Annotated in this window: 27 protein-coding genes, 4 tRNA genes, 2 pseudogenes and 1 riboswitch; of the genes and pseudogenes, 15 read left to right on the top strand and 18 right to left on the bottom strand. The window is 61.7% G+C overall.

The window, feature by feature from the left end:
- Positions 1–5: 5 nt before the first annotated feature.
- Entirely contained in the window at positions 6–506 is a 501-nt protein-coding gene (gene nrdR / locus HGQ17_RS09620) for a transcriptional regulator NrdR (protein ID WP_168887730.1), read from the top strand.
- 110 nt (positions 507–616) lie between these two features.
- On the opposite strand, the gene HGQ17_RS09615 is transcribed toward nrdR, so the two are convergent.
- Complete coding sequence (locus HGQ17_RS09615; RefSeq protein ID WP_168887729.1) at positions 617–880, bottom strand: hypothetical protein; 264 nt, start codon at positions 878–880, stop codon at positions 617–619.
- A gap of 495 nt (positions 881–1,375) precedes the next feature.
- Between HGQ17_RS09615 and HGQ17_RS09610 the strand changes: the two genes are divergently transcribed.
- On the top strand, positions 1,376–2,719 hold the full coding sequence (locus HGQ17_RS09610) for an HNH endonuclease (protein WP_168887728.1): 1,344 nt from the start codon (positions 1,376–1,378) through the stop codon (positions 2,717–2,719).
- Positions 2,720–2,766: 47 nt separating this feature from the next.
- Here the strand turns inward: HGQ17_RS09610 and HGQ17_RS15905 are convergent, their stop codons facing one another.
- The 11 genes and pseudogenes from HGQ17_RS15905 to HGQ17_RS09560 form a co-directional block, all read right to left on the bottom strand.
- Complete coding sequence (locus tag HGQ17_RS15905; RefSeq protein ID WP_407670780.1) at positions 2,767–2,850, bottom strand: hypothetical protein; 84 nt, start codon at positions 2,848–2,850, stop codon at positions 2,767–2,769.
- A 9-nt stretch (positions 2,851–2,859) separates the two neighbouring features.
- On the bottom strand, positions 2,860–3,009 hold the full coding sequence (locus tag HGQ17_RS09600; RefSeq protein ID WP_168887726.1) for a helix-turn-helix domain-containing protein: 150 nt from the start codon (positions 3,007–3,009) through the stop codon (positions 2,860–2,862).
- A gap of 573 nt (positions 3,010–3,582) precedes the next feature.
- Positions 3,583–3,790 (bottom strand): annotated as a pseudogene (locus HGQ17_RS15075) (IS3 family transposase); the annotation flags it as partial.
- Between the two features lie 16 nt (positions 3,791–3,806).
- The gene (locus HGQ17_RS09595; protein ID WP_168887725.1) at positions 3,807–4,886 is read right to left on the bottom strand and encodes an IS110 family RNA-guided transposase; all 1,080 of its coding nucleotides are present in this window, start codon (positions 4,884–4,886) and stop codon (positions 3,807–3,809) included.
- 210 nt (positions 4,887–5,096) lie between these two features.
- Positions 5,097–5,657 carry a DDE-type integrase/transposase/recombinase gene (locus HGQ17_RS09590; RefSeq protein ID WP_168887724.1) on the bottom strand — a complete coding sequence of 187 codons (561 nt, stop codon included), beginning with the start codon at positions 5,655–5,657 and terminating at the stop codon, positions 5,097–5,099.
- A gap of 13 nt (positions 5,658–5,670) precedes the next feature.
- Positions 5,671–5,838, bottom strand: coding sequence for a hypothetical protein (locus HGQ17_RS09585; protein ID WP_168887723.1), 168 nt, complete (start codon positions 5,836–5,838; stop codon positions 5,671–5,673).
- Positions 5,835–6,143 (bottom strand): transposase, encoded by a 309-nt coding sequence (locus tag HGQ17_RS15070; protein ID WP_211090576.1) that lies wholly within the window; start codon positions 6,141–6,143, stop codon positions 5,835–5,837. Before HGQ17_RS15070 ends, HGQ17_RS09585 begins: the two co-directional genes overlap by 4 nt.
- A gap of 40 nt (positions 6,144–6,183) precedes the next feature.
- Positions 6,184–9,405: a helicase-related protein gene (locus HGQ17_RS09575; protein ID WP_168887722.1), complete on the bottom strand. Its 3,222-nt coding sequence runs from the start codon at positions 9,403–9,405 to the stop codon at positions 6,184–6,186.
- Positions 9,402–11,297 carry a phospholipase D-like domain-containing protein gene (locus HGQ17_RS09570; RefSeq protein ID WP_168887721.1) on the bottom strand — a complete coding sequence of 632 codons (1,896 nt, stop codon included), beginning with the start codon at positions 11,295–11,297 and terminating at the stop codon, positions 9,402–9,404. Before HGQ17_RS09570 ends, HGQ17_RS09575 begins: the two co-directional genes overlap by 4 nt.
- A complete protein-coding gene (locus tag HGQ17_RS09565) occupies positions 11,290–12,555 on the bottom strand; it encodes a DUF6361 family protein (RefSeq protein ID WP_267873185.1) in 1,266 nt (421 codons plus the stop codon). The genes HGQ17_RS09570 and HGQ17_RS09565 overlap by 8 nt, the downstream gene beginning before the upstream one ends.
- A gap of 79 nt (positions 12,556–12,634) precedes the next feature.
- Entirely contained in the window at positions 12,635–13,312 is a 678-nt protein-coding gene (locus HGQ17_RS09560; RefSeq protein WP_168887719.1) for an Ltp family lipoprotein, read from the bottom strand.
- Positions 13,313–13,555: 243 nt separating this feature from the next.
- On the opposite strand from HGQ17_RS09560, the gene HGQ17_RS09555 reads away from it, so the two are divergent.
- Positions 13,556–14,119 carry a hypothetical protein gene (locus HGQ17_RS09555; protein WP_168887718.1) on the top strand — a complete coding sequence of 188 codons (564 nt, stop codon included), beginning with the start codon at positions 13,556–13,558 and terminating at the stop codon, positions 14,117–14,119.
- 80 nt (positions 14,120–14,199) lie between these two features.
- Here the strand turns inward: HGQ17_RS09555 and HGQ17_RS09550 are convergent.
- A pseudogene (locus HGQ17_RS09550) lies at positions 14,200–14,514 on the bottom strand (integrase core domain-containing protein); the annotation flags it as partial.
- A gap of 16 nt (positions 14,515–14,530) precedes the next feature.
- On the opposite strand from HGQ17_RS09550, the gene HGQ17_RS09545 reads away from it, so the two are divergent.
- Positions 14,531–15,409 carry a hypothetical protein gene (locus HGQ17_RS09545; RefSeq protein ID WP_168887717.1) on the top strand — a complete coding sequence of 293 codons (879 nt, stop codon included), beginning with the start codon at positions 14,531–14,533 and terminating at the stop codon, positions 15,407–15,409.
- The gene (locus HGQ17_RS15725) at positions 15,349–15,591 is read left to right on the top strand and encodes a response regulator transcription factor (RefSeq protein WP_168887716.1); all 243 of its coding nucleotides are present in this window, start codon (positions 15,349–15,351) and stop codon (positions 15,589–15,591) included. The genes HGQ17_RS09545 and HGQ17_RS15725 overlap by 61 nt, the downstream gene beginning before the upstream one ends.
- Here the strand turns inward: HGQ17_RS15725 and rpe are convergent.
- The 5 genes from rpe to HGQ17_RS09515 all read right to left on the bottom strand — a co-directional run bounded on the left by rpe (position 15,588) and on the right by HGQ17_RS09515 (position 20,188).
- Positions 15,588–16,235, bottom strand: coding sequence for a ribulose-phosphate 3-epimerase (gene rpe / locus HGQ17_RS09535; RefSeq protein WP_168887715.1), 648 nt, complete (start codon positions 16,233–16,235; stop codon positions 15,588–15,590). The two genes, HGQ17_RS15725 and rpe, sit on opposite strands and share 4 nt — an antisense overlap.
- 12 nt (positions 16,236–16,247) lie before the next feature.
- The gene (locus HGQ17_RS09530) at positions 16,248–17,756 is read right to left on the bottom strand and encodes an RsmB/NOP family class I SAM-dependent RNA methyltransferase (RefSeq protein WP_168887714.1); all 1,509 of its coding nucleotides are present in this window, start codon (positions 17,754–17,756) and stop codon (positions 16,248–16,250) included.
- Positions 17,753–18,715, bottom strand: coding sequence for a methionyl-tRNA formyltransferase (gene fmt / locus HGQ17_RS09525; RefSeq protein WP_168887713.1), 963 nt, complete (start codon positions 18,713–18,715; stop codon positions 17,753–17,755). Before fmt ends, HGQ17_RS09530 begins: the two co-directional genes overlap by 4 nt.
- On the bottom strand, positions 18,712–19,251 hold the full coding sequence (def, locus tag HGQ17_RS09520; RefSeq protein ID WP_168887712.1) for a peptide deformylase: 540 nt from the start codon (positions 19,249–19,251) through the stop codon (positions 18,712–18,714). The genes fmt and def overlap by 4 nt, the downstream gene beginning before the upstream one ends.
- 61 nt (positions 19,252–19,312) lie before the next feature.
- Entirely contained in the window at positions 19,313–20,188 is an 876-nt protein-coding gene (locus tag HGQ17_RS09515) for a cytochrome (RefSeq protein ID WP_168887711.1), read from the bottom strand.
- Between the two features lie 101 nt (positions 20,189–20,289).
- On the opposite strand from HGQ17_RS09515, the gene HGQ17_RS09510 reads away from it, so the two are divergent.
- From HGQ17_RS09510 to hisG, 10 genes are all read left to right on the top strand, one after another.
- Positions 20,290–20,363, top strand: a tRNA-Gly gene (locus tag HGQ17_RS09510).
- Between the two features lie 32 nt (positions 20,364–20,395).
- Positions 20,396–20,466, top strand: a tRNA-Cys gene (locus HGQ17_RS09505).
- A 28-nt stretch (positions 20,467–20,494) separates the two neighbouring features.
- Positions 20,495–20,566: transfer RNA gene (locus HGQ17_RS09500), tRNA-Val, on the top strand.
- A 34-nt stretch (positions 20,567–20,600) separates the two neighbouring features.
- Positions 20,601–20,674, top strand: a tRNA-Gly gene (locus HGQ17_RS09495).
- Between the two features lie 150 nt (positions 20,675–20,824).
- Complete coding sequence (locus tag HGQ17_RS09490; RefSeq protein ID WP_324615245.1) at positions 20,825–21,160, top strand: nicotinamide mononucleotide transporter; 336 nt, start codon at positions 20,825–20,827, stop codon at positions 21,158–21,160.
- A riboswitch (FMN riboswitch) is annotated at positions 21,139–21,265 on the top strand. It overlaps the preceding gene by 22 nt.
- Positions 21,266–21,280: 15 nt before the next feature.
- A complete protein-coding gene (ribD, locus tag HGQ17_RS09485) occupies positions 21,281–22,477 on the top strand; it encodes a bifunctional diaminohydroxyphosphoribosylaminopyrimidine deaminase/5-amino-6-(5-phosphoribosylamino)uracil reductase RibD (RefSeq protein WP_229503454.1) in 1,197 nt (398 codons plus the stop codon).
- Entirely contained in the window at positions 22,360–24,336 is a 1,977-nt protein-coding gene (ribB, locus tag HGQ17_RS09480) for a 3,4-dihydroxy-2-butanone-4-phosphate synthase (protein WP_168887710.1), read from the top strand. Before ribD ends, ribB begins: the two co-directional genes overlap by 118 nt.
- The gene (gene ribH, locus HGQ17_RS09475) at positions 24,333–24,833 is read left to right on the top strand and encodes a 6,7-dimethyl-8-ribityllumazine synthase (RefSeq protein ID WP_168887709.1); all 501 of its coding nucleotides are present in this window, start codon (positions 24,333–24,335) and stop codon (positions 24,831–24,833) included. The genes ribB and ribH overlap by 4 nt, the downstream gene beginning before the upstream one ends.
- Before the next feature lie 30 nt (positions 24,834–24,863).
- Positions 24,864–25,127 carry a phosphoribosyl-ATP diphosphatase gene (locus HGQ17_RS09470; RefSeq protein ID WP_168887708.1) on the top strand — a complete coding sequence of 88 codons (264 nt, stop codon included), beginning with the start codon at positions 24,864–24,866 and terminating at the stop codon, positions 25,125–25,127.
- 52 nt (positions 25,128–25,179) lie between these two features.
- Positions 25,180–26,052, top strand: coding sequence for an ATP phosphoribosyltransferase (gene hisG, locus HGQ17_RS09465; RefSeq protein ID WP_168887791.1), 873 nt, complete (start codon positions 25,180–25,182; stop codon positions 26,050–26,052).
- Positions 26,053–26,069: the final 17 nt, after the last annotated feature.

The following is a 26,069-nucleotide window of genomic DNA, read 5'->3' as shown; positions in this document are numbered from 1 at the left end:
GAGGTATGTTCTGCCCATATTGCCGCCATGACTCCTCGCGAGTAGTGGATTCCAGGTCACTGGAAGACGGTTCAGGAATTCGCCGTCGTCGCCAGTGTCCGCAGTGCTCTAAGCGCTTCACCACGGTGGAGACCACGAGCCTGAGTGTGATCAAGCGCTCCGGTGCCGCTGAGCCTTTTGACCGCTCCAAGGTCATCAATGGTGTGCGTAAAGCCTGCCAGGGACGTCCGGTCACGGCAGATGATCTCGCGGTCCTGGCCCAGGAGGTGGAGGAGACCATCCGTGCCTCGGGTAATGCTGAGGTGGACGCCAACGACGTCGGGCTGGCCATTCTGGGACCCCTGCGCCGGCTGGATGTAGTGGCGTATATGCGATTTGCCTCGGTCTACCGCGGGTTCGAGAACCTCGATGACTTTGAGTCAGCGATCAAAGAGTTGCGGGAGGAAGAACTGCAACCTGAAACCTCTACTGCAAAGATTGTGCAGCCGCGGTTCGGTTTCCGCTAGACTGTTGTTCAGCCTGGCGGTGGTCTCTTCAGGGGAAGGTTGAGATCACCGCCGGCTTTTTTATATCCAGATGCTGATACCGGCGGGGCAGGGATCCCCGGCTCCTCAGATCAGGTGTTCGGAACAGCATGTTTCATAAAGGTGCTAAAGGTGTCCCGAACGTCTGCGGGGACGGCGAGTTCCTCCCACCATCCGAACTTAGGAGCTGCCCCGGGGCTCCATCCTTTTTTGCTGAGATTATCTGACACGGAGTCTCCTCTAAGGGCCTGTTGTACAGCTGTCTGCATCTGTCCGGTTGCGTAGTTGGCCACCGGGCCGATGAACATCAGCACAATGCCAACAAAACCGAAGAAAGCACCCAGTGAAATACTCAACGGAACTCCAAGGCCCGTGAACGCCGCCGGGGACATGTTGATGGACGCTACTCCCAGGATGAGAAAAGGGAGTGCTGTGAAGCTGATGACAACTCCTCCCGCTGTTACTCCGATGTCAGAGATTGTCCTCCGCGGAATCAGCCGTTAGGCGTGTCGCTTCACTACCTGAGAACGGGCTGCCATTGTGACAGCCACATCTGCGCGTTGTTGCTCTTCGTGCGACAGAATATTCGCAGTTTTGTTGAAATTCCTGAGAAGCTGGGCTTCCTTCTCCCAAGGGAGCGCAGGGAATGAGGGCATGTCGGGGTGCCCGCGTACCGTTAGTACATGGAGACGAAGCTGGCGATCCAATGCCCTGGGAGGCCCTATTCTCTGGGGGAACATGGCCGTGTCCAGCCCCCTCGTACAGTGGAAATATGAAGACGATCAGTGGTTTAGGAAGGGTGACGTGCCGGGTATCTGGGCATGTCCACCCCCAGGGGTAGCGTGGGTTTTATGAAGGATGAACAGCAGTTTCCCCGCCCGGAGATACCGGAGCGTGCCTCTCACCTCATCGGTGATGAGGAACTGGAAGCTGCCTGGGAATCCATCGTCGACGCCAACCGTGAAACCGCTGCCTCTATCGAACACTTCCTCACCCACCGTGAGACCCGGTGGAAAGAAACCATGGGCGAGAACCCCCATGTACGAGCTGCAAATAATCGCCAGGCCAACCGGCATGCCGGACTCCTGCTGGGGATGAGTGACCAGCAGGCCACCGCAGTACTCAATGCCGCCGAATACGTCCGTGAACATCTGCCGAAGTTCTGGAAAGCCTTCCGCTGTGGTGCCATTGCCCTGACCAATCTGCGCAAGGCCGCAGTGGAGACCCTCCCACTCATTCACCGAGACGGCCTCTTAGAGATCATTGACGAGGAACTGGTCGACATCGCCCCGGGAAAGACACCCACCGAGCTTCGCTCCTGGATCATCCGGCGTATCCCCGAACTGGATATGGAGCTCTTCAACGAGGCAGCCGAGGACGCTAAAGAACGCCGGTCTGTGACCTTTACCCACTTCGGAGAAGGCATGAGCCTGGTTGAACTCTTCATCCCCACTATTGAGGCCAAGACCATCGAGAAGAAGGTCAACGCCGCAGCGCGAGGCATGAACCGGGCACAGCCGAGGGACACTGACCAGCCACCCATCGGGGGACCCCATCCCGCCGCGGTGGGGGTGGGCGATACCACGCCAGTGGATCACGACGCCCCGTACCACGACCCCGAAATCACCACTGGCGGGGTCGATGACCGGACCATCCGTCAGCGGGAGGCCGACCTCCTCAGCGCCTGGCTGCGAGATGGCCACTGCTACAGCACACCCATCTCCGCAAAGATCTGCGTGATGGTCCCCGAAGAATCACTCACCGGGGAATCTGAGGAACCCGCGGTCAGTGCTGATCGGGCCAGCGTCATCCCAGCGGCAGACATCAGGAAGATGGCAGCTGATCCCGAGGCGGATCACGAGTGGTACACCGCAGGCACGCAGAAGGACAAGAAACGGGCTGACCGGGACATCCTCACGGTGATCTACAACGGACGGTTCGCCCCCGAACGGCTACGGGACGCTGTGATCTTCCGGGACGGGGTCTGCCAGGCCACCGGATGCACCATCCCTGCCGAACGCAGCGATCTAGACCATCAGATCCCCTACGAAAGAGCCGGACCCACCACAGGCACCAACCTCTGGGCACTGTGCCGCAGACATCACCGGCTCAAATCCCACGGCTACCTACCCCCACCCAACGGAGACCCACCCAAGTCTGACACTGGGAAAGAAACTCACCGTAAAGCCGCCTAGGTTATGCCGGTTCGACCGTGTGCGTGAGTAGCCTACGCTTACTGCGATCAGGTGGTGGTGAGGGCTTGGCGCAGTTGCCGCCGGGATTTCAGCTCAAGCTTGGTCAAGATATTGGCCGCGTGATACTCCACAGTGCGCACTTAAAGTACCAGCTCCTGCGCGATCTCCTTATTCGTCAGCTGCTTTCGGACCAACAGTGCAACCTCCTGCTCTCGCCGGGAGAGAAGCTCCAGCTTCTCCAACAGGGCGCCATCCGTGGCTGAGGGCGCAGGCTCAGACTCCTGCACCATCGCCGGTGGTGAAGGTACTGCGACAGGGGTTCCCTGTTGTTCACGCAGTCGCATGGTCAACGAATTCGCATATTCAACTTGACTCTCTACACCGCAAGCCTGGTAAACAGTGGCGCCCCAGCCCACCAGTTCAAGGGCCTGCGCCCTATAAGCTTCTAGCTCCTCGGGGAAGGATAGAACCAAAGCAGCGAACTCCACCGCAAACATTGCCCGTGCCAGGCGTAGCCCCCCGCCCTCACCGGTCGGCTGCGTGGGACGAATAGATGGCAGTGCATTCAGCCGTTCCAAAGAGCTATGGAAAGCGCGCATGGCCTCCTGAGGTCGGCGTCCAGCCCAGTACTCCAGCCCCTCCATATACGAAACCATGAGCAGCCCAGCCGGCCCCTGCATGGTCGGATCCTGCTGAAGGCTCCGGACCAAGGTCGGCAGCATCTCCACCCGACCGCTGGAGCGAAGAGAGCGGCCCAAAGCCATGACCAGGTCGAAAGAAGCTGGCTCCAAGCCGGTTGGGCCGTCCCGCATATTCAGTACGTGATGGGTGGGACTGCTGCACGGATAGGTGACAGTTCCTAGTCACGCCGCCAATGCGACGGCTTCTGTGTAAACGGTCTCGTATTCGACCGGGGTCAGTTTATCCAGGCGCCGCTGCCTGCGGCGTCGGTGATAGGTCCTCTCAATCCAGTAGATGATCGCGGTGGTCAGCTCCTTCCCGCGTGCGCCAGGGCTGGGCGTCGAGGACGTTGTTCTGCAGCAGCGAGTAGAAGGACTCCATGGCGGCGTTGATGCTCCTATAGTTGTCAAGTAGTCGCTGAGGCCGGCTCCGCGGCAGGAGGTCGTGCCTTGATCAGGTGATAGACCTCGCGGATGACATAGCGTTTGAGACACCGGATGATGTCGCGTGTGGACTTGCCTTCAGCTGTGCGTCGAGCGACATAGGCGATGGTGGGTTCGTGGAACTGCATCCTCACGATCACGGTCCTGTAGATCGCCGCGTTGAGCTGCCGGTGCCCGCGGTGGTTGATCCGATGTTTCCCGCTGGTCATTCCGGAGCCAGTCGGCACCGGGCTGATCCCGGCGAGCTTCGCGAACGCAGCTTCAGAGCGGATACGTTCTGGATTGTCTCCAGCAACGATGAGGATCTCCGCTGCCGTGTCCACCCCCACCCCGAAACGTTCCAATATCTCAGGGCAGGTCGTCACGACCAGGTTCTCCACCATCGCCGCGATGTCCTTGACCTCAGCATCGAGTGCCAGCCAACGCCTTGCCACAGTCGGCAGGCTATGTCGTAGCGCATCTTCGGGGATCGTCAGCTTCCGCGGCCGCAGTCCAGCAAGGTGGCGGGCGAGCTTGATCTGAGTCATGCGGTTGGTGGAGGCCCGCAGCTGATCATCACCGTGGACCAACATCGCTTTCAGCCTCACCATGGCACCTGTGCGGTCCCTGACCGCGGTGTCGTGGACGATCTTTAGCTGTCGGATCATCTCCACTGCCCCGTCGGCGGTCTTCGCAGTCGCGGTCGCTAATCCGGATAGTGCCGCTGGTGCAGCGTTGTCGGCATCGAGAGTGTCGGACTTACCATTCATCCGGCGCATTCGCCGATCTGGCCTGCCAGCCTCTAGGACCTTGTGCCCTTTCCGAGGCAGGTACGTGGTCAGGGTGGCCCCGTAAGAGCCGGTGCCTTCGATGCCGAAGACCAGAACCTTCCCGAAGGACTCTGCCCAATTCAGCAGCTGTTTGAATCCACCAGTGTCGGTGGCGATCGTGAGGGTTGCCAGCATGCCGGCCACGGAGTCCATGACGGCCGCGACGTGGATGTGTTTGTGGGTATCGACGCCAATGACGAGGTATCCCGACCTGATCTCTGGTTCTGTGGTCATAGTCCCTGCGCTGCTGGGCGAAGTAGTGTGAACATGGCACACTGTCGTCGGCCAGCAGGACAGGACTGTCACGAGGAGGCTTCGTTGACTTGCTTGCTCCAGGCTCCTATTAGGTCACTACTGGTCGGCGGCAGCGTGTTACTGCGCGCCCGACCGCAGGCTCGACAGTACAACGCCAAGGCACCATCAAGGGCCAATCGCCAGCAAGGGTCAGAACACTCCGGCCAGGACTACCTGATCTTCGCAAGACCCGGTGAAAAGAGACTGACAATCCCCGGCAGCACCGACCCTGCCCATTGAGCCGACCATGCGGTGACGGCTCAGCGCGCGCAGGAATATCCTGCTTCGAAACTGAGATCCTCTGTCGCTGTGAACCACGCAGCCGGCGACATCACCGCGCATCGCGGCGGCGTTCTCCAGTGCCTGAACGGCTAGCCGGGACTTCATTCTCGAGTCGATCGAGTAGCCCACGATCCGGCCAGAGAACGCGTCCTTGATGGCGCATAGGTAGAGCTTGCCTTCGGCGGTCTTGTGCTCGGTGATGTCCACCAGCCAGAGTTCGTTCGGCGCATTGGCGGCGAACACATGCCGCACCCGGCCGTGCTCGTCAACGACCGCGCAGAGGTCGTCGTGGACGGGTGGACCGGGCTTGCGGGCCTTGCCGCGCTTGGGTTTCCCGAACGTGCTGAACCACCCATTGCTAGACGCGATCCACCACGCCGTCCGATCTGACATCGCCTCGCCGTTGTCGCGGGCTTCGTCGGCGAGCAACCGATGCCCGAACTCAGGGGTCGTCCTGGTGGGCGTCGAAGAGCGCGTTCGCGCGATAGGCCTCCACCATCTCGCTGGGAGTAATAGGATTCGCCAGCCACCGGTAGTAGGGCTGCCGGGAGAGCTTGAGAACCCGACACGTCACCGTCACAGGTATTCCCGATTCGGCGAGCTCTGTCACGAGCGGGTAGAGCCTTTTGACGGCAGGTTCGCCTGCGACAGATATGCCGCTGCCCGCCGGAGAACCTCGTTCTCCTGCTCCAGCAGCCGGTTCCGTTTCTTCAGTTCACGGATCTCCGCCGACTCGGACTGGGACTGGCCGGGCTTCGCGCCCTCGTCGATGTCAGCGTGACGTAACCACTTCTGCAGCGTCATCGGATGGACACCGAAGTCTTTCGCGATCTGCTCGATCGTCACTCCAGGCTCACGGTTGCGGGTGACGCGCACGACGTCGTCACGGAACTCGCTCGGGTAGGGCTTTGGCACAGCAACATCCTTCCAGGCTCGCCCTCCCGAGCAAGCCAGCTCAGATGTCACCTACTCGCGCAGCAGTCCCGAGCGCTTTTGGTGGCCTGAGGTTGATGGTGGGGACGGTGGTGGCGTCGATGTTTTGGCGCAGGAGCATTTCCACCATGTCCTCTTGGCGGGGTTGGCCGAGAGTCAGGCGATACCGGGTCAAGGCTGAACGCAGTTGTTCGAAGCGTTCGATATCCCGGCTCATGGGGTACTGAACAAGTACACGCTGGATTTGAGATTCGCCACGGTACACCCACCAGGGAGAGAACTCGCCCTCCTCAGTCTCAACTTTCTCGGCCGCAGAGAAAGCCGCCCGCCAAGCACAAGCGTCCGTGGAGTCCAGCACGTCATTCCAATGTGCCCTGGCCACGTTCTTACGCACCGCGTGTCCGCCGTACCTATTCACCCGGCCCTCGCGCTGTTCGAAGTCCACCGGGTTGCTAGGCAGATTCCAATGCACCACGCTGTGACTCCACCAGTGGAAATCGATACCCTCCTGCCCCACGCTGGTAGAAGCCAACACAAATGGGGCGAACGGGCTATTGAACGCCGAACGCACCACCGACTGACGCGCCACGGCCGAATCCGTCTCGCTCCGGGCCTGCTCCCCACCGCCGTAACGCACCGCAAACCGCGCCTGCATAGGTAGTTGAGTGCGTTCAAGATCTGCCTCATGCGCCACATACCTCGCAGGGCGCAAGCCAAGCGCTGCAGCTACTTCTTGGCCAAGGGCAATCAGCTTCTCATCGTCCATCTCTGCCTGCCCGGTCTCACACCACAGCTGGAAGAGATACTCATCCAATACCGCCCGAAGGTTACCGTCAGCGCAGTAATCCAGCACTCGCCGCCAATAGGGAGCCGAGGGACTCTCACCTTCCGCTAATTGATCCAGGAGACCCTGAACCTCCGGGCGGTTAAACAGCGTACGTAGACCTTCTGCAATGGTGAAAGCAGCGCGCCATTTACCCTGACGAGTGCACTTCTCACCAGCAATAGTCGACACCGCACGGTAGGCCACACTTCCTGGTGAGAACGCTGCGATTCGTGCGAGGTCTGGGTGGCTCAACTCCCCGCCGTCGTGCTTTGTTGTGAATTGCTGTGCCTGCGCAATATTTGATTCCAAACCAAGTGAGCCGCCCGAGCGCCGTTCAGTTTCTACCGTGAATGCGAGGTCAGCGACTTCTTGGTCGAAGGCGCCCGGGACCGCGAAGAAAGCTTCCCAGGCCCGCTGTGCAGGTTCTCCGGTGGGCATTCTGGTTTGCAGCGTATCTACCAGCAACTTAGGGTCTAGTAGTCCATGGTTCTCTCGTGCAGCTTGGAGCTGATCAGTACGGGAGAGCAGGCTCGGGTGCGGCCAGAAAATAGCCAAGGTCGAAAGACTCGTGCCCTGTCCGTCCTCATCGCGCCGGTATGTGAACCGCTGGGTGGCGTTCTCCGGGGCATCGGCATTGCGCCCGCGCTTGCCTAAGCCCATCATGCGCCGTTCGGCCTCGTGGCTCAGGAGCGTTGCTATAGCTGTGGGTGCTGCAGACCACGCCGAGAAGAGCACCTGTTTGGTGACGCTGCCCGGCTCCACCGAGGAATAGACCGGCCCAGGCGTGAGGTAAGGCATGGAGGGTGGCATCCACAATAACTTCCACCACTCTTGGTCCAGAGTTTCGGCGATCAACGCGCGCAGCGGTCCGCTGCCTGGATCAAGCTCCGCACTACGTTCTACCGCAGTTTTCTTTAAGGAACGCATCTGTCGTAGGTTCTTCGCGATTGCTTGCCGCTGTGGCCCTGGTGGCAGCTCGGTCAACTGTTGACCAATCCGATAGCCACTCATGAAGTTCACAAAATACGGAACCGACTTCCAGTACTCCGGGCTCACCGCCGAGCCGAGGGACTTTCCAAGATCTGCCAGTGCCACCCACTCGGAGAGATCCTCTGCGCTAGGTACAGGCACATCAATATGCCGCATGGAGACGAGATCCCGTTCTTCGATCAGACTGGGACGTTCCGAACGGCTCATCACCGGCAACAGTTCGGCACGTACCTCCTCAGCTGCAGCTTCGGCTCCGTGACCGGTGCCGACCGCATCTCGGTAATGACTAAGCGCCGCACGGACGTTAGCGACTTTCTCCGGATTGTGACCAGACAGAAAACTGATGGTGGCGAGGAAGTCTTCGTAGTGGTCCTCTTCATCCTCGTCCGCCCGAGTAAACGGCTTATATGGGGTAGCCGAGAGCAGCAGGACCTTCGCATCCGGGTAGCTAAAAAGCGCATCCGCTAACTCCGCAGACTCTCCCCCACGCTCAGGGTCCAACAGTGATTTGAAACGCTGGAACTCATCCAAGATCACCAGGTTCGGTTGCAGGGTCTGCACGCTCGCACGGGCAAGCAGGGCTCGAAGTTTGGATATAGCGTTCTGCAACGGGTGCCAGATGTCCCACGGAACATCCGGTGCTGGCATATCTAGTTCCTCATGCCCTTCCGGGTAAACATCGGCCATCCAATCGCGCACCCTGATGAATTCAGGGACAGCTTCCGGGCGCGCTAGCCGATCGAACTCGTTTCTGATGGCCGGGTCAATCCCGTCGTCGTCGAATTTTTCAGCCAACCCACCTACGTAGAGGTCACTGAACCGCTGGGCGGAGGAAACCGTGCCCCGAAACATCACACGGGTCAGGTGCTGCTGGTGCGGAGTCTGTTCCAGCAACTCGTCTAGGAGCAATACCAATAGTGCCCGCTCCTCGGCGCTGCCCTGCCTCCAGGATGCTGTGGTGAAGGAGGTCCCCGGGGTGAAAGACACCAGGTTGATGGGCTTCTGCGCGGGGCTTTCAACCGCACTATCTTCCGGCGATTCCTGCGGCGCATGGTTCTGTTCCTGGGCGGTTTCCTTCAGCCGCGCAGTCTCCTTAGCTAATAAGGAGAGCCGAGTAGCCATGGCAATCTCACGCTGGCCAGTCACATTCAAGCGGCCCAGGTTCTGGCCCGCCAGATCACGGTTACTGCAGATATAGACGATAGTGATGCGGTCTACGTTGGGATCAGCTTCCAGCTCCCGGATGGCTTTGGCCACTACACCCCGGGCGATCACGCTCTTACCCAGGCCGGTCTCATCCGCGATCAAGAATCGCCCGCTTCGCTGCTGGGCGTCCTCACCGTAGAACTGTTCGCTGACGTGTTCCACCGCGTCGATTTGGAAGTCACGCAATCCGGCCAAGACCGCGTCCAGATCTACTGCACTCATGAGGTTGCGCCTTTCTTCCCCTTGCCGGACTGCAACTGAGACTGCCGGGCCGTCCACACGTTCGCCCAGAGTTCGGTGAAGCCCTCCGGCAAATTGATAGCTTCCTGGCCTTCCCCCTCGGATTGGTTTTGGATCTCAGCGAGGATGCGTTGGACCACCTCAAGCCCATCGTCACCGCGTGCGAGGGAACGCAACAGCGACTCAAACAGTGCAGGATGGGCAGCGTGACTACCCCATTGGCCAGCGGCCTCACCGTTTGCTGCCCCGAGCCCGATGCCCTCAGCGCCGGTGTTCAGCAACAGTGCGAGGAGTTTGAAGAACGCTTCAGAGTCCGCGATTCCCCTGGCCAGTACCGCGTCCCGCCTTCCCGGGACATCATGGTGCAGTTCCGCGGAGACGATTGTGCTGTCGGAGATTTCCGTACCGTCAATGCGTTGGGTGGCGGTGAGCTGAAGGAATGGGGAGATGGCCGCTAGCTGCAGATTCCGCAGCTCGGTGCGCTCCTCAGCGTGGGTAGGCATTGGCTGATTCTGGCCCTTCTGGGTGTGCAACGCCCAGGTAAGTTCGATGCCTTGTTCAGTCAGTTCGCTGACTTTCTCGTGTACCGACGGCTCGCACCAGATTTCTGCACCGTAGGGATCACCATCGGTCACTTCGAGATGGAATTTCCCGACGGCGAGCTGCCGTAGTTGTGCTGCTAATGCTTGGCGTCCTACCTCAACATCGCTGGCTTCCTGACCACCGTTGGAAGGATACGGTTCCAACATAGAACGCAGGGACTCGAGCACTTTCTCCGGGCCAAGCTGGCGCGTGTGACCGTGTAGTTCCACCATCAACTCCACATTGCGATGAAGTCCGCCACCGGTGAGATTGGCCGAACCGATGAGCGCTCGAGAGCGGCTAGAGTATCGCCTTTCGCGTAGGAAAACAGCCTTAGCGTGAAGACCCGAAAGTGTTCCGGCTTCCGTACCCTCGACTTCGGTAAGCAAATCATCCAGCACAAACGTCTGCAGACTCGTGGCTGCACTTCCGGTCTGCAGTGCTTCCGTGGGCAGCTGGTCAATGGCGTCTGGCCGGGAAATCAACGTGCTGAATTGCGATACATCGCCGAAAGCCGCGTGCATACCTTGTGCTGTCACGAAAGGTGAGATCGTCAAAACGTCCCGGGCCGGAACCTCGAACATGGCCGAACCATTAGGTAAGCGACCATCAGAACCATCAAGAAGGTGGAATTCCAGGTCCGTTATCCCAGGCGGTAGTTCCCAGTCCACTAAAGAAACTCGCTCCGCCAGGCCATGAATCTGCTGGGTTCGCTCAGCCGGAACACCGCTGATGCTCATCTCTGGTAGTCGAGTCAGCAGATCAACCAGAGGCTGATTGCGTCTGGTGCACTCGTCATGGTTCGCAGGTGTGGCTGATTTGCCGTCCAGCCTGACGCTCAGGTCCCAACTGCGGTCCTCGGTCAGGTTCCTGCTCAGGCACAGGAACCGGTAGGCACGCTGAGGTTCACGCGCTGCGGATCCCGGAGACTGGTTCCCGACGTCGTCGTCCTTCTCAAATTCCAGGAACCATACTTTGGGGTGAAAAATACCGGTTGTCGGATTCACCGGGTGAATGACTTCTTCCAGCAGCGCCACCAGCTCCGAACGCATACCGGAACTGATATGCCCGGCTTGGGTGAAAATGGTGATCCGGTCACTGTACTGAGCCAGGGCCGCGAGGATTCCGACGTCGTCATGAGCAACCAAATTCCGCGAGGCAAAGCTCAACGGAATGGAGAGCGCTGTGGCTAAATCCAAGGTGAAGGTAGTGCCCACAGCATGTGCCAGGCTGTATCCGCGAGGTGGCTGCAACATCTCAGTGAGCAGGGAACGATTATTCGGCTCAAGCATGCTGTGCGACCTCAAGGATTTCCGCTGGTTCTGTTCGGTCCTGTGCCGTTTCCCCGGTGGGTCCAGATGCCAGGGCAGTTTGGATATCGCCCAGAATGGTTTTCACATAAGACCAGCGGTAAACGTAACTACCAGCACCTGAGCTGCCGCCCCAGGTCTCTAGGCGCTTCTTATTGCCAATCCGCGCCATCGCGCCCTTATTCCGGCTTTCCCGCTTCCTGACGAGATCCCCGGCCGCGCTAGAAGTGGTGAAGGTGCGCGGGTCTGCGCCGTCGAGTATTTTCACCCAGTCACGTACGAACGCCTCACTTGAAGCACCCAGACGAGACCCACGGATCTTTGTGATCACCAGGAAGAAATCCTCAATATCCCAATCCGTCGCGGGTTGGTTATCAACGAACTCTTGCGCCCACTCGCCGTACCGCTGGGTGAAGCTTTCCGCAGGGTTCTCTATTTTCGTGAAACCTGCGGCCTCGTAGCTTTCGGCGATCAGCAGGTTATAGAGCAGTTGAGCACCGTGGATGACTTCGGAAAAACGTTGGGCATGGTGAAGAATGCGCGCACGTTCACCCGTTGCCGCCAGGGCTGCAGGTTCTTCCCAAGGGACTGCGTTTTCAGTAAGGGAGGGCTGAGCTGCAAGGTGGGCGAGCATGGACTCTGGTTGGCTATAGATGATGCGCTCCCGCAGCCAGTCGGCTTCTTCAAAGGTCAGCTCCATGCCCTCAGGAACTTCATTGGGAAATCCCTCGGGCGCTTCAGGAATGCCTGCGTGCCATGCGCGAAGCGTGGCCTCGCCCAATTCTTCAAGTTCGGTAGCCGCGTGAGCCCCATGCAGGCTCAGCGCTTGTTCGCGGTTCAGATTGGGGTTCTGCAGAATGCCGTAGGTGCTCAATGCTGACCAATAAATGGTGGAGGGCATAGTCTGCAGTGCACTGCCCGCTTCATAGCCAATGATCCCCTCATTGCGGCTGCCTTGATCCCTGAGGGTATTCACTAGCGTCAGTTCGAGTTTGCGCGCGTCCTCTAGGGTTCCGCGCCGAGTTGAGATCTGTTGGAAAATCCACGGGCTGAAGAGCATATAGCGGGCGCGAGTGTGCAGCGTGGACGTACCAGGGAAGAGCCCGTCGCCCAGAGCATCACGGATCTGCCCCAGCCCGAGTTCCTCACGACTTTCCTTGTCTGAGAACAACCCAAGGATCTCCCGCATCCGCTTCTGCTCTTCGCTAGAGGCATCCAACCAAGATATCGACGACGCCATTGTCCTCCCTCTGTGACCAGGCTCTTCCCAGAATAAACGTGAGGGTGGGGCTCATATGTACCCCACCCTCACGTGTTACTCAGTACGCTTCGTTGGCGCCGTGTTCAGCTTGCTCTTGGGTGAAGCCTTCGAACACGAGCTGGTCGATCAGCCCTTGCAGCGAGAAGGACGTAAATTCAAGGTACGACTCTGCTGACCTAACGGCCTGTTCGTTCCAATCGACTTCCACATTATCCACGGCATACTCTGCATCCTCGCGGGAGAAATCCTCGAACTCCAACTGCTCAATGAGGCCCTGGCGAGAGAAACCGGTGTAAGCGAGGTACGACTCGGCTGACCGGAGGGCATTGCGCTGGCCCGAGGTCACATCGTCGTCGTCATCTTCGTCTTCCTCCGCTGCGGCGAGCTCCTCTTCCTCTGCTTCTTGCTCATTTAGCACTGCCTGTGCCTCAGCGAGTTGATCCTCACGCTCATCCAAATCAGATTCGAGGGCTGTTAGCGCCTCTTCACGCTCATCAATGTCAGCCTCACGCTCATCGAGCTCAGTCCGGCGTTCTTCAATGTCCTCCGGCTCAACTTCGACTTCAACCGTGGTCTCAGTTTCCTCAGCTGCCTCTGGCTCAGAGTCTCCTCCTGCGGCTCCGATTCCGATTCCCACGAATAAGGAGCCTGCGATCCCAACAATCCAAGGCCATTTCTTAGGCTTCTTTGCTGGCTGCTCGGTAGCGTCGAATGGTGCGCCATAATCCTGCGCCATGATTTCCCCCTGGTGATTCACTTATGCGAGTGGTGCGAGTGAGACGACGAACATAATCATCGTCGATTCACAGCTTATCTCAAGGCAACATGGGGGACCCTTTCAGTTGCTACCGGCGAGCAGCGCTTTCCAGTTAACGCTGGAAGCCGCGCGGGCAGTTGCTCAGCACGTTCGAAACCCGCCCATGTCCTTATCATTTTCGGAATATAGTAAAGAAATCATTGGCAGGACAGGAGGGGCGCCGTGGAAGCCTTCGAGCAGTTCGTCGCCCTCGCGATGGAATCCGAAGGTTTTGTCGTATCCGGCGCGCTCAAGTTCCCAGTCTCACGCCGCACACGGAAGACCAACTACGAGGAATGGCAGACTCACGGTTACGAGGTCGATCTGGTCGGCGCGAACTCCGAGCGCTTAGTGCTCGCGACCGTGAAATCGTTCTTCGGCTCCCGCGGCGTAGTCGCCGAGGAGGTCATGGGTATGAAAGGACACACAAGCCGGTACTACGCACTCAATGAGCCAGAGGTTCGTGATGGCATCGTGCACGGGGCTTGCGAACGTTTCGGGTACCGGCCTGATCAGGTTGAAATGCGTCTATACGTCGGTAAATTCGCTGGCGGTGGCCATGAGGAGCAGATCCGGGATTGGGCGCAGGATGAGCGCCAGTGGGTCGGCGGTCGCCCGATCAGGGTGGTCGGCGCGGACGAGGTGGTGGCTGAGGTGCGTAAGGTCGCCCAGAGCAAGCAGTATCGGGATAATGCAGTATTGGCGACGTTGAAGGTGTTGCAGGCAGCGGGCGCTTTAGCGGAATGAGAAAGCTGCGACCGCACGAAATCCGCGAACGCCTTCGGTGATTGTATAAACGCCAGAACCTCCTTGGAATGACCCCGTTATTAGGTCCACTCGTTACGCGAGTCGGGGGTTCGTTCTCCTTTGTGCCGGCATTGCCGGGCGTAGCCTGCAGGTGGCAGATAGCCCAGGGCTGAGTGCCTGCGGATTTCATTGTATTGCTGCTTCCAATCACCGATGATCACTTGCGCGTGCAGCAGCGAGTAGAAACTGTTGATATTCAGGCATTCATCTCGGATCCGGCTATTGAAGGACTCCACGTACCCGTTGCGCCACGGGGCACCTGGTGGGATGTAGTAGATCCCGGCTGCCTGCCCCCGTGAACAAGTCCGTCGGGACCTCCAGGACGCGAGGCTGCTGGCCCAGATGTGGGCGATGTTCAGCCGCCTGGACGGCACTGCGATCTTCGACCAGTTTAATGTGCTGGTCGATGAGGCCCGCAGCTCCCGGGGGACTGAACACGCCCATGCGGTGCTGCATACGGTCCGGGGCGCTCTGCTGCGGCAGACCGGTCCCCAGGAGATTGCCTATGAGGACCTTTCCTGGGCAGTGCAGAATCAGGGCTACCTCGATGACGGCGACGCCACCCATGCCCGGGTCCAATTAGCTCTGATCTGTTTCGACGCCGGTCTCTGGGATGAGGCAGCCCAGCTAGCCGAAGCCGCCGCCTCCGAGGTGCTGGCTGAATCCGAAGGGCCACTGTCCATGGTGGCCTATGGTCTGGCCGCACTGATTCCGGCAGCACGCGGCCAGCTCGGAGCCTGGAGCCGAGTCCTCGACGTCGTCGCCAATTCCTCAATCCGACACGGTCAGATGGGACAGCATGGCCGCACCGCAGCCCTGATCTGGGGAGCATTCGCCCGCGTGGACTTCGAGGATGCTGCAGCCCTGCTGCTGAAACCCCGCAGGGAACCGGCATTCTGGCGAGATGCCCTGACCTCAGCGGTACTGACCGCCCGGGCTGAGTACTACTGCGGCCGGGCAGCAGCTGGCAGAGCTCAGCTGGCCGAACTGGAGGGTATTCCCGGCGGGCCACCCAGCCTGCGCAGCTTCGCCGGGGACTATATCCACGGTCTAATCAAATCTGGGTTGGGGGATCCCGAGGGAATCGGCCTGCTCTACTCCGCCCTGGAGACCATCGGGGCTGAGCGGGCGCAGCTGCGGATCCGAGCCCCTGGCCCAACAGGCTCAGGGTGCCCACCGAACTACCCTCTTGGATCAGTGATGAGGCTCAGGCGAAACTGGCTGCCCTGACCAGTCGGGAGCGGGATATCGCGCTGATGGCAGGGGAGGGGCTGTCCAATAACGACATCGCCGAACGGCTTGTCCTCTCCGTGCGGACTGTGGAGTCCCATATGAGCAATATTCTGGCCAAACTGAGGCTCTCCTCGCGCCGGGAGCTGTTCCGGATCCTGCTGCCCTCCACCCTCAATTAGGCCAGGAGCTGGCGCAGTCCCTCAATGGCGGCGTCGGGATCCTCAGCGCCGAAGACCGCAGAACCTGCCACAAAAGTATCCGCCCCGGCCTCGGCGGCCCGCAGAATGGTCTCCCGGTTGATTCCACCGTCGACCTGGACGGCGACCTCACCGCCGAGGTCATCCACCGCTCGCCGAGCTGCAGTGATCTTAGGCAGCATCTCGTCCATGAAGGCCTGACCGCCGAAACCCGGCTCCACGGTCATCACCAGCAGCATGTCCAACTCGCTGAGCAGATCCAGATGCGGCTCCAAAGCCGTCTTGGGTTTGATGGCCATCGCGGCCTTGGCCCCATGGGACTTCAGATCCCGAATCAACTGGCGGGGCCGTTGGGAGGCCTCCACATGGAAGGTCACTGACTCCGCTCCGAGTTCTGCGTAACCAGGAGCCCAGGTATCGGCCTCATCGATCATCAGATGAATATCCAGCGGCAGCGAGGTTGCCTCCCGGATGGCTTTGACCACCGGCAGGCCCATGGTCAGATTTGGCACGAAATGGTTATCCATCACATCCACATGTACTGCGTCACTGGAGGGGATGCGGCCCAGCTCGGCGGCGAGATTGGCGAAATCTGCGCTGAGAATACTCGGGTTGATTGCGGTCATGGTGATGTCCTTCTAGACAGGCGCTTTTCTCAACAGGGCAAAGAACATGGCGTCGGTGCCGTGGATATGCGGCCACAGCTGAACAGTCTTCGCGGCCACCTCACCAGTGGGATTCTGCTGCGGCTGGACCAGCTCCGCCCCGGACGGCAGGGCAACTTCGGCCATGAACTCATGAGCATCCAACAGCTCCAGATCCGCGTGCCTGGACAGGGCATCCTCCACCTGCACCAGGGTCTCCGCCATATGCGGTGAACAGGTCACATAGGCCAGCAGCCCATCAGGGGCCAATACTCCCGCGGCGGCATCGATGAGCTCAGCCTGCAGCACCGTCAGCTCAGCCAGGTCACTGGGTGTGCGTCGCCAGCGGGACTCAGGACGGCGCCGCAGCGCTCCCAGACCCGTGCACGGAGCATCGACGATGATTCGGTCAAAGTCAGTGTCCAGCTCGCCGATGGTCCGACCGTCACCGGTGCGCAGGCTCCAGGCCTGCTGCGGCACCGGGCTCAAGGCCTTCTGCACCAGCTCAGCCCGATGCGGGGTCGGCTCATTGGCCTGCAGATGCACCTCGTACTCAGCGGCCAGGGCAGCCAGCAGCGCAGCCTTACCACCCGGTCCGGCACAGAGATCCAACCAGCGTTCACCGGGACCCACCGTAGGGGAGGTCAGCGCCTGGGCGATCCACTGCGAACCGATGTCCTGAACACGCAGCACACCCTCAGCGACCCCGGGCAGCCGTCCGATATCACCACCGCGGAAGACCGCAGCACCTTCGAGATACTCCGAAAGCTGGGCCCCAGCCTCCACTGCGGAGGTGAGCACCTCATATCCGGTGGGCTCCAGCTCGCCGGGCAGACCCACCAGATGAACCTCCGGGGCAGCATTATCGGCAGCCAGCAGCTCGGCCAGCTCCTCACCTCGACCCTGGGCCTTCAGGGCCTGGCGCAGGGCGCGCACCACCCAGGTGGGGTGGGCATGGCGCAGCGCCAGGGCCTCAACCTCGCCCAGATCTGCGGTCAGCTCATCGACCCACTGTTGATAAGACTTCTCACCGACTTTGCGCAGCACCGCGTTGACTAGTCCCGATGGGCCGGTGCCGATCTGATCGCGTACCAGGCCCACTGTCTCGTTGACTGCGGCATGGGTATCGACTCGCATCTGCAGCAGCTGATGAGCACCCAGTCGCAGGGCATTGAGCACCGGGGGATCCAACTCGGTGAGCTTGCGGTCCACGTTCTGCCCCAGAATCGTGTCATAGGTGCCCTGGGCCCGCAGAGCGCCATAGGTCAGCTCCGTGGCGAAGGCGGCGTCGCGCTTATCCAGTTTGGCCCGGCGGATCTCAGCCGGCAGCACGAGATTGGCATAGGCGTCATCGAGGGCCACGGCACGCAGCACCCGGAAGGCCACCAGGCGGGCCGGATCCGCCCGGCGGCTGCGCTGCGAGGGTGCCGAGCGGCTGAACTGACGCTGCCCTCCGCGGTTGCGCTGACGGCCCTTGTGATTCCGGCGGTCATCACGGCTCATGCCGAACCTCCCAGCCGGACAGCACCCTGCTGGCCGCGCAGCCAGTCGGTGGCGCTCATCATCCGTTTCCCAGCAGGCTGGACCTCACTGAGCACCACACCGCGTCCGTCACCGGCGGTCATCACCACCGCCTCCTCACCACGATTGCGGTCCGAGGTCAGGGTTTTGACCTCACCGGGTTCCCCACCGGCCTCACGGGGGAAGAGCCGAGCCACGCCCAGTTTCATCCGGTCATGGCCGTTGAAGGTCCAGGCACCGGGTTCGGGAATGGTGGCATTGATCCGACCCACCAGCTCCGAGGCAGGCTTGGCCGGATCGATGAAGGCATCCTCACGGGTCAGCTTCGGAGCCAAGCTCGGTGTGCCCTGCTGGGGGACCGACCGGGAAGTACCGGCCAAGAGATCCGGAATTAGCTCCACCAACATCCGGGCACCCAAGGAGGTCAGATCCTCCAGGACATCCCCGGCTGAGGACATATCCGGGACCTCATAAGTCCGGGCGCCGTGGATGGGGCCGGTATCCATCCCCTTCTCCAACTGGAAGACAGTGGCCGCGGTGGTCTTCTCCCGGTTCAGCAGAGTGTGCTGGACCGGAGCCGCCCCGCGGTATTTCGGCAGTGCGGAGTAGTGCAGATTCACCCAGCCACGGTCCGGGACATCCAATGCCGGCTGGGGCAGCAGGGCACCATAGGCGACGACGACGCCGAGACTCGGGTTCAGCTGCTGGAGCTGAGCGGTGACCTCCGCATCGACTTTGACCGCTTTGATCACCGGCAGTCCCGCCTCGGCGGCGATCTGGGCAACAGGGGAGGGGGTGATCTTTCGCCGCCGGCCCACCGGGGCATCGGGGCGGGTCAGCACACCGACGATCTCCCAGTCGGCCTCCGCGCTCGCCTTCAACAGCTCGGTCAGGCACTCCGCGGCAATAGCCGGTGTTCCGGCAAAGATGATCCGGCTCATGCAGCCACACACCCACTGCGCAGAGCACGGTAAGCCTGTTTCTTATGTTCACCGGTCAGCCGGTCCAGGAAGAGCTTGCCGTCGAGATGGTCCAGCTCATGCTGGAAACAGGCAGCCAGAAGACCCTCAGCCTCCACCCGAATGGGTTCACCATCCGGATCAGAACCGGTCAAAACAACCTGGGGGTAGCGGGCCACCGGAGCGTAGATACCACCGCGAACCGAGAGGCAGCCCTCGCGCAGAACGTCATCGTCCTCTTCGCCCTCGCGGGCAACGAAATCAGGCTCCCCGGAGAGCTCCAGCTGGGGGTTGATCACCGCGCCGCGGCTTCCGGCCACATCCCAGGTGAAGATCCGCAGCGAAACGCCTACCTGAGGGGCTGCCAGCCCGATCCCATTGGCCTGATCCATCGTGGCGAACATATCGTCCACCAGCTTAGTGATCCGCGGCTGGGGAGCATCCCCTCCGAGCGGGACCTCCGAGGCTGGGCTGCGCAGGACCGGGTCACCGATCTGCCGGAGTTCAAGGACAGACATTCGTTATTAGCTTCCCATCTCATTGCTCTGCCGCGGGCAGTACCCGCCTCAACACTTCTGCTTATTCTGTCATCTGTGGCGCCGGACCCGGCGGCGGCCCGATCGGCCGCAGCGCCCGGCCCTGCTCGGTCACCGACCGGGAATGCTCCCAGACCTGGCGCAGTGCCCAGAACTTCCGCCAATGCGCCCGCAGACAGGTGGGGTCGGCCTGAACCGGAACCACCTCCGCCTCCGAGATGGCAACAGCCAGCAGGATCGGCTGTTCACCCTCATCGCCGGTATGCGGCCAGGGCTCCCAGGTGCCGGATGCGGCATCGGCCAGTCGCTCCTCGGCGCGCATACCCGCCACCAGCTGCATCACCACTGAATCCTGCAGCGGTTTGGCGCGGCCATCCCGGCCCACACCCTTTGTCTTGAAATCCAGCAGACAGACCCGGCCGCCGATCTCGGCCACCAGATCCAGGGTCCCGGCATAACCGACAGTGTGGTTCCACACTGTGATCTCCGCCGCGAGCGGTTTGACCCCATAGAGATCCCACCACTGGTCGAAACGGTCGGCAAATGCCGTCTCACCGTGCTCATGCAGCAGGTTCCGGGCCGAATCCGGATCCCCGCTGCCGTCCAGAGCGGCCAATGCGACCTGCTCGGCATAACTGTGCACCCGGTCCCCACGGGCAGCGGCAGCATCCCGGAACCGCTCAGCCGCCGATGACGCCTGCCGGGCCAAGGTCCGCAGCTCACCGGGGGAGCCCACCGCGCCGCCGAGACGCGAATCGCTGATCAGTTCAGTGGCAGCCATATGTCCCGCCCAGCCGGTCATGTCCTTGGCCTCCTGGGAGATCACTGTGGTGATCGAAGGGGCCTCCGGGGCCGAAGACAGCGACCGCGAATACATCCGGCCGAACTCCGTGGCATGGGCAAGTTGGGGGTCAGTCATAGGGCTAGAGCCTATGAACCAACCCCCGATTGGACCATCCTGGGATTTCTGGGTTAGAGTGTCATGTCGTCGAAACGCCCCGCGGGGTGATCGAAGATAGTGCGGATGTAGCTCAGCTGGCTAGAGCATCACCTTGCCATGGTGAGGGTCGCGAGTTCGAATCTCGTCATCCGCTCGTAGGGGACACAATTGGACCCACAACAGCCCGGTGGGGTGGCCGAGTGGCGAGGCAGCGGCCTGCAAAGCCGTATACGCGGGTTCGATTCCCGTCCCCACCTCGCAACGGCCACCAGGCCGGCTGCAAATGCGTGATTGGCGCAGCGGTAGCGCGCTTCCCTGACACGGAAGAGGTCACTGGTTCGATCCCAGTATCACGCACGGAACTGAGGCAGGACTCCTGCCCCAGAGCCACGCGGATGTAGCTCAGCTGGCTAGAGCATCACCTTGCCATGGTGAGGGTCGCGAGTTCGAATCTCGTCATCCGCTCTGAGTTGGTCCCGGCGGCGGGCCCCGTCCCGCCGCCTCTCGCTTCGCTCACTCGCAGCTCTTTTGTTCTCTTTGCTGACACCTCCGTATGGCACACTGATGCTTACTGAATACTTCGTGCTCCGGGGTCGGTGAAAGTCCGAACCGGCGGTGATAGTCCGCGAGCCGCTGACCGTCTTCCTCGGCTCCTTCTTCGGGCTCGACGAAAACCCCTCCCTGTTGGGCCAAGCCGGCCGCCAGATCATGTTCCTGGCCGTCTCCATCTACGGCTGGATCCGCTGGAGCCGCAGCAACCGCGGCAGCCATGCCGGAGAATCCGGAGCGATCACCCCCGAATGGGCCAGCTGGCGGGTGCGCATCGCGCTTATCCTCGCAATGATCCTCGGCACCGCAGCCCTGACACGACCGTTAACCGCCATTGCGGCCGGATACCGGTCATCTGCCGATATATGGCACCATAGATTCACGCGCTCACGGGATCGGTGAAAATCCGAACCGGCGGTTACAGTCCGCGACCCCCTCGCCGTCCGAGGGGTCGAGCTGGTGGAATTCCAGCGCCGACAGTCAGAGTCTGGATGGGAGTAGCGCGAGAAGGAGACCGCTAAATTGGGCACTGCCCAGCCGACCGGCCAGGACGCCGCAATGCATGCGGCCCTCCAGGCCGCTTCAGAAGGACCCCGGGGTGCAAACCCCCTGGTCGGAGCCGTGCTCCTTGATGACCACGGCAGCATCATCGCCACCGGATACCACCGCGGAGCCGGCACCTACCACGCCGAACGTGACTGCATCATCCGAGCCGAGGCCGCCGGGATCACCGATTTCAGCTCCACCACCCTCTACACCACCCTGGAACCCTGCACCCACTATGGGCGCCAGCCTGCCTGCACCGACCTCATCACCTCCGCCGGTATCCCACGGGTCAGAGTCGGCGCTACCGACCCCTCACCCAATGGGGGAGGAGCCCAGGTGCTGCGCGGCAGGGGAGCAGAGGTCGTCGTCGGGGTTCTTGCCGATGAATGCCGTCAGCTGAACCACCGGTGGAACCAAGCCGTCACCCAGCAGCGACCCTTCGTCACTGTCCATCTCGCCCAGAGCATCGATGCGCGAATCGCCGCCGCCGACGGCACCAGCCAATGGATCACCTCCGCAGTCTCCCGGCAGCACACCCACGCCATCCGGGAACGCGTCGACGCCATCCTGGTCGGCACCAACACAGTAGAGATCGACAACCCCCGGCTCACCGCCCGTGACGCCGAAGGCAACCTCACCGACTCCCAGCCCCTGCGCACTGTCATGGGACTGCGCGAAACCCCAGCGGAGGCCAAGCTGCGCCAGGGTCAGCCCGAAGGCCAGGGCTGGCTGCAGCTGCGCACCCGCGACCCACTGGAAGCACTCCAGCAGCTGGCCGGAACCACCCATAACGGCTACCCCGTCAAACACGTGCTAGTCGAAGGCGGACAATCGGTGCTCTCAGCATTCTTCGCCGCCGACCTCGTCGACGAAATCTTCTTCTACACCGCACCACTGATCCTCGGCGCCGGGCGCAGCAGCCTCGGTGACATCGGAGTCACCACCCTGGCCGAAGCCCGCCGCTACACCCTCGACGCCACCGATGGTGGCCCCACCCGCATCATGGACGACGACGTCTGCATCCACCTGCAGCCGGAGCCGAAAGGAGCCCCCGAATGTTCACTGGCATCGTCACCGGCACCGGTACAGTCACCGAGCGCATCCCCGATCCCACCAAAGGCGTGGAACGGCTCAGCTTTGAAGCCCCCGGCCACACCGAAAGTCTGGCCCTAGGCGGATCCATCGCCGTCAACGGGGTCTGTGTCTCCGCAGTCGACATCCAAGCCGAGCTCATCACTGTCGAACTGATCCCCGAAACTCTGAAGCGCAGCACCTTCGGCGAACTCGCCCCCGGCCACCGGGTCAACCTCGAACGCTGCCTGCCCAGCGGAGCCCGGCTCGACGGCCATGTGGTCCAGGGACATGTCGACGGAATCGCCACCCTGACCGAACGCGACCTCAACGATGGGCGCCACCGGTTCGAAATCCCCGGCGACCTCGCCGAGTTCATCGCCGAGAAGGGCTCCATCGCCATCGACGGGGTCAGCCTCACCATCACCGATGTCGGCGACCGCTGGTTCGAGGTGGGTCTCATCCCCGCGACCCTGAACGAAACCACTCTCGGGACCAAAGAGATCGGCAGCAACGTCAATATCGAAGTCGATGTGCTGGCCAAATACGTCCGCCGGATGCTCGGCTTCGACAATGGGGCGCTGAAACCCATCGGGGAGACCGAACTGCCCGTGGTGCCCAAACCCGATACCCCCGCACCCCTGCTGGACTCCATCGAAGTCGCCCTGAACCAGCTGGCCGCTGGCCGGCCGGTGATCGTAGTCGACGACGCCGACCGGGAGAACGAAGGCGACCTCGTCTTCCCGGCAGCAGCAGCTACCCCAGAACTGATGGGCTTCACCATCCGGTACAGCTCAGGGGTGATCTGCACCCCGATGACCGCCGAGCGCGCCCAGCATCTGAACCTGCCGCCGATGGTCACCGATAACCAGGACCCCAAAGGCACCGCATACACCATCAGCTGCGATGCCGTGGATGTGCATTCCACCGGAATCAGCGCAGCCGACCGGGCCATCACCGCCCGGGTGCTGGCCGATGCCGATTCCAGCAGCGCATCACTGACCCGGCCCGGGCATATCTTCCCGCTGATCGCCGACAGCCGGGGTGTGCGCGGCCGCGATGGCCACACTGAGGCCGCCGTGGACCTCTGCCGGCTCTCCGGCCACCCGGAGGTCGGAGTCATCGCAGAACTGGTCCACGACGACGGCTCCATGATGCGGCTGCCCGCCCTGCGTGAGTTCGCAGACACCCATGATCTGGCCCTGATCAGCATCGCTGACCTCATCGAGTACCGCGGCGGAACCGCCAACCCCGAGGCAGTGCGCGAGTCCTATCTCGCCTCCTGGGATACCCCCGAGCAGGAGGCGGCCAAACTGGTCACCGGCGGCCCGGTCATCACCCTGCCCACCGATTTCGGAGCCTTCACGGCCCAGGTCTGGGTGGAGAACACCACCTCCGGCCAGCCCGGTCACGAACACCTGCTGGTCTCCGCACAGGGCACCGCTGCCCAGCAATCACCCCTGGTGCGGCTGCATTCAGAATGCCTCACCGGAGATGTCATGCACTCCCACCGCTGCGACTGCGGAACCCAGCTGGTCAGCGCCCTGGAGACCATCCACGAAGCCGGCGGCCACCTCCTCTACCTGCGCGGCCACGAGGGCCGCGGCATCGGTCTGGCCAATAAGCTGCGCGCCTATAAGCTCCAGGAACAGGGCGCAGACACTGTAGAGGCCAATGAGATGCTCGGCCTGGCCGCCGAACTGCGCGACTACACCGGGGCCGCAGCCATCCTGCATTCGGCCGGGATCACCCGGTTGCGGCTGCTGACCAATAACCCTGCCAAAGTCAGGGCACTGGCGGCCACCGGCCTGGAGGTCGAACAGGTGCCCAGCAATGGGATCGTCCACGAGCACAACGCCCGCTACCTGCGCACCAAACGGGACAAGATGGCCCATATGCTCGACCACCTCGCCCTCAACGAGCAGAACGAAACCACCGCACCCACAGGAGAACAGTCATGAGCGGCACCGGAGCACTGACCATCGACCAGGATGAGCTGGCCACCCTGCAGCAGAGCGCCCGGGACTTCAAGGTCGCCGTCGTCGCCTCCCGATGGCATACCCAGGTGATGGACGGACTCACCGCCGGGGCACACCGCTTCCTGAAAGAGATCGGGATCGACGACGACGCGGTGACCACCCTCAGTGCCCCCGGCAGCTTCGAACTGCCGGTGCTGGCCAAACATGCCGCAGCCGGCCATGATGTGGTGATCGCCCTGGGTGTGGTCATCCGCGGCGGGACCCCACATTTCGACTACGTCTGCTCGGCAGCCACCGAGGGGCTGACCGATGTCTCGGTGAGCACCGGAACCCCAGTGGGCTTCGGCCTGCTCACCTGCGATACTGAGGACCAGGCCCTGGACCGCGCCGGACTGGAGGGATCCTCGGAGGACAAGGGCTATGAGGCCGCTCACGCCGCCGTCGCCGCTGCCGCCGAAATCGCGAAACTCCAGGGGTAGCACCAGCAGCGGAGCTGTAAGCTGGGCACGATGAAAAGTTTTGATGATCTCTACGCCGAACTGGTTCAGAAGGCCGCCGACCGTCCCGAGGGCTCAGGCACAGTTGCCGCCCTGGACGCCGGGGTCCATCAGATCGGCAAGAAGATCGTAGAGGAGGCCGCCGAGGTCTGGATGGCCGCGGAGTACCAGAGCGAGGCCGAAACGGCCGAGGAAATCTCCCAGCTGCTCTACCATCTGCAGGTCATGATGCTCGCCCGCGGGCTGAAGCCAGAAGACATCTACCGCTATCTCTGAACCTCCCCCATAAAGACCTGAGGAAAGACCACCAATGCCAGAATCCACTGCCATGCTGCGGGTGGCGGTCCCCAATAAGGGGGCGCTCTCCGAGGCCGCAATGTCCATGCTCTCCGAGGCCGGCTATCTGCAGCGCCGCGACCGCAAGGAACTCGTCCTGGTCGATGAGGAGAACGGAATCGAGTTCTTCTATCTGCGCCCCCGGGACGTGGCCGTCTACGTCGGCTCCGGAATCCTGCATCTGGGACTCACCGGCCGGGACCTCTTCCAGGACGCCCGGGTCGAAACCGGGGCCAAAGAGGTTATGGGACTGGGCTTCGGCCGCTCCACCTTCCGCCTGGCCGGACCCCGGGGAACCTTCAGCTCCGCTGAGGACCTCGCCGGCAAACGAGTAGCCACCTCCTATGACGCACTGCTGGATCACTGGTTCACCCAGCAGGGCATCCCCGATGTGGAGGTCGTCCACCTCGACGGTGCAGTGGAATCCGCTGTGCGACTGGGGGTCGCCGATGCCATCGCCGATGTGGTCGAAACCGGCAACACCATCAAAGCCGCCGGCATGGAGACCTTCGGGGAGCCGGTGATGAAATCCGAGGCGATCCTGATCTCCGGCAATGGAACAGCTAATGAGGACGACGCCGCCATCGAACGCGCAACCCAGCGGCTGATCCGCCGCCTGCAGGGCGTTCTGGTGGCCCGGCAGTACGTGATGATGGACTACGACATCCGGCGCAGTGACCTCGATGCCGCCACCGAGGTCACCCCCGGACTGGAATCCCCGACCATCTCACCACTGGCCGATCCCAACTGGGTGGCCGTGCGCTCCATGGTCCCGGCGAAGAAGACCAACCAGCTGATGGATGAGCTCTACGAGCTCGGCGCCCGGGCTATCCTGGTCTCCTCCATCCACGCCTGCCGAATCTAGCCGAACACCGAAAGAGG

This window comes from Nesterenkonia sedimenti (assembly GCF_012641515.1).
GTDB lineage: Bacteria > Actinomycetota > Actinomycetes > Actinomycetales > Micrococcaceae > Nesterenkonia > Nesterenkonia sedimenti.
This window is presented reverse-complemented; position numbering and strand designations above follow the sequence as displayed.

Excerpts from the sequence above, each read along its gene's own strand:
- def (WP_168887712.1), bottom strand. The coding sequence starts at position 19,251 with ATGTCTGTCCTTGAACTCCGGCAGATCGGTGACCCGGTCCTGCGCAGC.
- HGQ17_RS09545 (WP_168887717.1), top strand. The coding sequence starts at position 14,531 with ATGTTCAGCCGCCTGGACGGCACTGCGATCTTCGACCAGTTTAATGTG.
- rpe (WP_168887715.1), bottom strand. The coding sequence starts at position 16,235 with ATGACCGCAATCAACCCGAGTATTCTCAGCGCAGATTTCGCCAATCTC.
- HGQ17_RS09610 (WP_168887728.1), top strand. The coding sequence starts at position 1,376 with ATGAAGGATGAACAGCAGTTTCCCCGCCCGGAGATACCGGAGCGTGCC.
- HGQ17_RS09565 (WP_267873185.1), bottom strand. The coding sequence starts at position 12,555 with ATGGCGTCGTCGATATCTTGGTTGGATGCCTCTAGCGAAGAGCAGAAG.
- HGQ17_RS09595 (WP_168887725.1), bottom strand. The coding sequence starts at position 4,886 with ATGACCACAGAACCAGAGATCAGGTCGGGATACCTCGTCATTGGCGTC.
- HGQ17_RS09530 (WP_168887714.1), bottom strand. The coding sequence starts at position 17,756 with ATGAGCCGTGATGACCGCCGGAATCACAAGGGCCGTCAGCGCAACCGC.
- ribB (WP_168887710.1), top strand. The coding sequence starts at position 22,360 with ATGTTCACTGGCATCGTCACCGGCACCGGTACAGTCACCGAGCGCATC.
- ribH (WP_168887709.1), top strand. The coding sequence starts at position 24,333 with ATGAGCGGCACCGGAGCACTGACCATCGACCAGGATGAGCTGGCCACC.
- HGQ17_RS09570 (WP_168887721.1), bottom strand. The coding sequence starts at position 11,297 with ATGCTTGAGCCGAATAATCGTTCCCTGCTCACTGAGATGTTGCAGCCA.
- HGQ17_RS09515 (WP_168887711.1), bottom strand. The coding sequence starts at position 20,188 with ATGACTGACCCCCAACTTGCCCATGCCACGGAGTTCGGCCGGATGTAT.
- hisG (WP_168887791.1), top strand. The coding sequence starts at position 25,180 with ATGCTGCGGGTGGCGGTCCCCAATAAGGGGGCGCTCTCCGAGGCCGCA.
- HGQ17_RS09600 (WP_168887726.1), bottom strand. The coding sequence starts at position 3,009 with ATGGTGCAGGAGTCTGAGCCTGCGCCCTCAGCCACGGATGGCGCCCTG.
- nrdR (WP_168887730.1), top strand. The coding sequence starts at position 6 with ATGTTCTGCCCATATTGCCGCCATGACTCCTCGCGAGTAGTGGATTCC.
- fmt (WP_168887713.1), bottom strand. The coding sequence starts at position 18,715 with ATGAGCCGGATCATCTTTGCCGGAACACCGGCTATTGCCGCGGAGTGC.
- HGQ17_RS09560 (WP_168887719.1), bottom strand. The coding sequence starts at position 13,312 with ATGGCGCAGGATTATGGCGCACCATTCGACGCTACCGAGCAGCCAGCA.
- HGQ17_RS09470 (WP_168887708.1), top strand. The coding sequence starts at position 24,864 with ATGAAAAGTTTTGATGATCTCTACGCCGAACTGGTTCAGAAGGCCGCC.
- HGQ17_RS09575 (WP_168887722.1), bottom strand. The coding sequence starts at position 9,405 with ATGAGTGCAGTAGATCTGGACGCGGTCTTGGCCGGATTGCGTGACTTC.